3 protein-coding genes and 1 pseudogene are annotated in these 5,675 nt (G+C 33.3%); 2 read left to right on the forward strand and 2 right to left on the reverse strand.

Annotated features, from left to right (window positions below):
- Positions 1-233: pseudogene (locus L5M18_RS22605) on the forward strand (IS4 family transposase); the annotation flags it as partial.
- 573 nt (positions 234-806) lie between these two features.
- Here L5M18_RS22605 and L5M18_RS22610 read toward each other — a convergent pair.
- Together L5M18_RS22610 and L5M18_RS22615 are read right to left on the reverse strand one after the other, a co-directional pair.
- Entirely contained in the window at positions 807-4,937 is a 4,131-nt protein-coding gene (locus tag L5M18_RS22610; protein ID WP_263198676.1) for a hypothetical protein, read from the reverse strand.
- Between the two features lie 43 nt (positions 4,938-4,980).
- Complete coding sequence (locus L5M18_RS22615; protein ID WP_263198677.1) at positions 4,981-5,283, reverse strand: helix-turn-helix domain-containing protein; 303 nt, start codon at positions 5,281-5,283, stop codon at positions 4,981-4,983.
- Between the two features lie 223 nt (positions 5,284-5,506).
- Between L5M18_RS22615 and L5M18_RS22620 the strand changes: the two genes are divergently transcribed.
- Positions 5,507-5,675: transposase (locus L5M18_RS22620; protein ID WP_011711619.1), on the forward strand; the 169-nt coding region annotated here is incomplete at its 3' end.

A 5,675-nucleotide genomic window follows, 5' to 3' on the forward strand; every position in this document is an offset into this window, starting at 1 on the left:
TGATGGTTCAATGCCTGTTGTGGCTAGTTGGTTTACACGCACAGCAACAGGGCTGGGATAAGCATTTTCAGGCCAATACCATTGGGCATCGAACGGTACTCTCAACGATTCGCTTGGGATTGGAGGTACTCAGGCGGCCTGATTATCAAATCACGGAGAAAGAATTGCTGGCGGCCTGGGTATTATTCGCCAATCAGTTGCTCAAATATGGCTATGCTATGGCTGATTTATGAGGGGATCCTTCAGCACAGAGTATCTATGACCTAATCAGTGAGGTTAAATCGGTTACCTTCAGTGGGTTGAAAGGAAAGGGGACACCTTACAAACCAAAAGGGGCTTTTAAGTCTAAAACGAAAAGAACAAGTCGGAGCAGAACTAATACAAGTAGAGCTAGATAGCCAGGCTCTGGCTTACCTTTCACTGATTTTTTGTTCTTGTAGAGCTGTTCTAGCTTCCAGTGAACGCTTATAGTTATAATCTTTGAACCAATCTTTACTACCTGTTGAAATGTGTCTTTATTTATTTGATTCTTTTTCAAACTCTTCATTATTTGAGCTATTAGATAATATTTATAAAAATTGAGGAGCGCTAAAAAAACCGACAGTTAAAAATGATTTGCTTTTTAAAGATACCTCTTGAAAAATATCAGTCTCGTATTGTTGTCTTAGCTCCAATATGTATTTATTAAGCTTTTTATTATCTTGTTTATTTATTCCATTATTAGACTCTATCTTTATAGTGATATCTCTGAACACTAACTAGTTTTAAGTGTTCTTATATTTAAACTGATTTTTTAAAAAAGATAATTATTTAAATAGATTTTGCCATTTATATAGTTGCAGCTCAGTTAATGCTTTATAGAGCAATATTGCCCACTCATAGCAATCAGAAATACTTATATTAATTTTTTTGTCTTCTGCTTCTTCGTAAGGTTGAACAGCACCTGCACATACATCTAAAAGATCTAACAACAATCCATTGTTTGTATCTTTTCTAATTCGACAAATGACTTCATCCGTTTCTACAATAAACACTGTCATTTTCTCAATTAATGGAGATAAATATGCCTGCAATATTTCTATACCTATATCATCAAGATTAGAGGTTAACTCATTAAAACAGTGTATATGGTTGACAGTAGCAAATATCTCGGAAATAGATTTTTCAATTGACGATAACTCAGTAAAATAAATGATGTTATTTGTCTTAAAGTTGAAATGATCAATCGCTTCTTTATTTAGAGTTCTAGGAATATGTAGATAAGATTTATCTTCGTCTAATACAGGAGCATCACCAACAAAGCTATTAGCTAACAAGACCCACGCTAGATTAGAAAAAGTAGTGCCATTACGCATTGGAACTACTACAAAATTATCCCATTGATTAGACATTGAATAATATTTTAGATCTTTAAACTCTATAGGTCTTATTGCTTTGCAAAGTGCATTGACAATAGATATCAATATTATATCAAACGAAGATATATCAGTAACTTCAACACCTATCCATAATGCTTTATTATTTTCATATCTGAAGTTTTCACTTAAAACACAACTCTTCAAATTACTTGGTAGACTACTAACAAGTGAATATTTAATCGACTCAATCAATTCCTTTTTTGCTCTATCAGCTATTACTAAAGCTCTTACTTCTGGTGAATCTTTCCAATGATTTTCAGGGTTAAAAGCAAATTGATACCATAACGGCCATGATTTCTTGAATTTTTCATGTTCTTTCTTCTCTAGTTTTTCTAAAAGAACAGGGTCTAATATTTCCTGAAAGTGATCTCTAAAGTCTTTCTGAAAAATTTCCAAATGATTACGTGCATCATTAAAGTTCATTGTTGCAAGATGTAAAGTATGTTCAGTGAATGGATGACCTATTTCTTCAGCTTTTTCATAATATATTTGATGCTGTTCGAGAGGTAGCCTGCCGATTAATCCATTAATAATTAAAATAATATGTGATTGGCTAAAGAAATTACTTATAGAGTGAATATAGTTACTTAAAGATTTTTGATAAGTCTTAGAGTATTCCTGCATCATCAAAAAATTAATCTGATTTACTCTTTTTTCTTCTGATACATTTAGGGTTCCTTCACTTGTCATACCCCATTGATCTACAGCTAATTTAGGTAACTTTGTGATTTGCCAATTAACTAGCGATAACGCCTCCCAATACTCACTTTCTATTTTGCCTTTTCCAATGAGAGCTTGTGATTTAAATTTTTTAAAGTATGAGTTTAATGTTTTATTTAAACACACTAAACCATCTGCAATTTGCTCTCGTACAAATATGATATTATTGGCATACTCAAGCCAATCATCTGGTCTATTAATATAATCAGCATAATTTGCCCATGTTGAGTTCATATTAACAAATTGCTCTATAGGAATATAAGACTTAAGAATGCTAGGTTTATTTGATTCATCTATGGGTAATTCCATAAAAATATTTTGATGACCATAACCTTTTGCACCAAATTTTTCTTTATAAGGAAAAAGTTTTCTTAATAACTTTGCTCGTAATACACTGTATTTATTCAGGGAGTTTCCTGAATGTCCATCATCATTGATGTATTGTTCAGGGATAATATAATGTGAAATAGGGTTATCAGTTTTTTGCTCTAACCATATAGTTTTAGTTGATTCCTGAAATAATCTTCCTATTATTACTTCATTTTTCATCATAAATTTTTGATATAAAACTTTATCAAAATAGTAAATGCCGATGACTAAATCAGCTAAAGATTCGATACATGTAAAGGAGTTATCAATGTCTATATCAATTAGCCAAGTCACTTCAACTTCTGAATTGACTTTTAACTTTCCAAGCCATAATAAAACCTCCCCTAAACCAGACCATTCTCTGTCATTTTTAGGTCTAATGAATTCATCATTAAGTTGTACTAACCATTTCTTAATATCTTCGTAAACAATCTCTGAAGAACCAATTTCAGACCTTAACTTTAGAGCTTCATTCCTTTTTACTGGATTATTTTGCCCTAAAAGACTAATAAGTTCTTCAGCAGGATCTGTTTCCATTACTCCACCGATGTCAGGAAATAACATATATGCCCAAGCATCATTGCCTACTAACTTCCTTGCCGATTCAATAATGTTTTTATTTTCAATTGTATAACGATGTATACCAAACCACAATAAAGCTCGACCAATGCCAGCGACAGTAGCCCAAGAATTAACTTTTAGCTTAGAAAGCTGATTAAAAATCAAACTAAAATCATTTGGTTTTTCAGAAAAAGAGTAAAGAAGAAAAGTCTCAAGATCAGTTTCCTCTAAACACGGCATTACACTTAATGCAGAAGTTATCCAAGGCGAAAAAGTTGGGTCAGCTAAAACATTAACTAAAATTCTTGATCTGATAGGGTGTAACGCTTCTATTTGGAGTTTATCGTTAGAGCGCCTAATTAAGTATTCATCTTCGAATAAAGCAAATGTACCAATAGGATCATTTAATGATAGTTCATCAACTAACAAGCCTACTTTTAATTTAGCCTCGTAAGTCGTTGCAACGGCACATGCTAAAAGTAAAGTTATTGCTTTAGGTTCTAATCGACCTTCTCTAACTTCACAACGTAATCGTTTCACCTGAAATGTTAATTTGTCTACCAATGATTCTGTTTGCGTTAAGAAATAGATATATTCCAATAGTGACCCATTATTACCAAAACTTAGCCAAGCTTGTTCAAATGAAGGATATGGTTTTGCTACTTTTTTATTAATAAGGTTTTGGTAAATATTTTTAGCTTCTTTTTTAGTGAACTGAAGCCGTAATAACGCTGGAAAACCTATTTCCTCATTTGAAATATTTTGTCGAGCAAGATCTTCTTCCCTGATCGTCAGTAGAATTTTTATATTTTGGTGTTCTAATAATGATTTAACAATACTAGTCCAATCTAGATCTCTTGGTGAAACGTCTATAAATAGATATAGTTTTGCATTAAAAGCAGCTAAATGATCAGCAATAGCCAAAGCTATACTATTTGCATGTCCTCGATCTTCAATGTAGTTAACTTTTAACCGCCAATTTTCAGGAATATAATTATACAAATACCGATAAGCTAAGGATGTTTTTCCTTGTCCTGAAGCAGCATGGATAATTACTGTTTGGTTTCTTTTAAATAGTTCATCAATCTCATCAAGCTGTTCTGTTCTTTCGATATCAAGGTTAGCCTGAATATGGCTAAACCTTGTAGAAACCCCTTTATAAAATTCTTTTTCTAAAGCTAACGTATCTAATATCTCATTTTCAATTAGAGGCTCTAATGATTTAAACCATTCAGTATGATGTGCTTCTCTTTCTGATAAGTATTTCCCAATAGAATTTATTTTTTCTATTAGCTGTGAGTATGTAATTTTTGTTTGTTGCTCTGATGCCGTATACAGCCAAGCATTTAATAATGATAACGCGTTCTCAGGAGAACCAACCGTTAAGCTATTTGATAAGCGGCTAATTATATCAGTATTTAAATCAAATTCTGAAACTTTATCCCAAGTTATTCTCTCAAACATAGAATTAACTTGTTGTTCTGTCATTCCAAGTTTAACTAATTTATTTAATATGCTAATTTTATTCGATTCTACTCCCATCCAAGCATTTTCTAATTCTTTGCCTATATCTCCAAAGCTAATAACTTCAACCTTTACATTTTCGTTTAAAAATAATAAATTAGCAGAGCGACGAAAGAATGAATCTTCTTGATCAGGTTTAATAAAATGAGATAAGACTAAAGGTTCACTATAAGCTTTGACTTGAATTGTTCTTACTAATTTTTCTCCCTTATATACTGCAAGATCTTCATTTCCTTCTGGCTGAAAAACTAAATTCGTATCTTTAGAGCTTAAAATTTCATTTAATATATATAACGTTTGTAATCTATAACCACGAAGTGCGGCTTTTGCTCCTGAGTTACTCAAAATTATTCCTTCAATTTATTCTAAAGAGGCAGATATAATTAGTTCATTTACTTAATAGCTGAATCAGTCTTTGCCTTTCTTCTATTGACAACTTATCTATTAAGCAAGCCAACTCTGCTGACTCAGCGCTATCGCAAAAGAAGTAATTTAAAGGTACGCCTAGCTCATCAGCCATGCGTTGAAGAGTTTGAACATCTGGGGTGTGCCTCTCTTTCTCATAGTGATTCATCCTACTACTAGCAGAGCTAGGATCCAAACCAATACGAATACCCAATTTTTTTTGTGTCATATTAGCTCGCTTACGAGCTTCTTTGAGCCTGTCTGGGATAGGGTTCGGTTTAGCCACTTAGTTTTCATCTGGACACCTTGAATAACTTAGATTGTCTAAGTTTTACTAATATTAGTATACTTAGCAATCCTAAGTTTTGTTTGGTGGCGCTTCATGTCTCAAACCATTAAACTCAATGAGCATATCTACTACCTTCTCATGGCGTTGTTGCCTAAATGAATGAACCTTCCGTCTCAGATGCGATCAGATCCTGTGAATACCACGCAGGAACCGCTATCAGATGGGCAAATCTAAATCTCGCATTACCAATTGGCCGGAATATAACAAGGCGTTGACCAACCGAGGCTCACTGACTTTTTGGATAGACGAGCAGGCGCTCAACCTCTGGTGTCACACTGAACACCATGGTGGTCGAGGTCGGGGATTTCAATACAGTGACACGGCGATAG

It is taken from the genome of Shewanella sp. SM20, from assembly GCF_025654545.1.
Classification (GTDB): Bacteria; Pseudomonadota; Gammaproteobacteria; order Enterobacterales; family Shewanellaceae; genus Shewanella; species Shewanella oncorhynchi.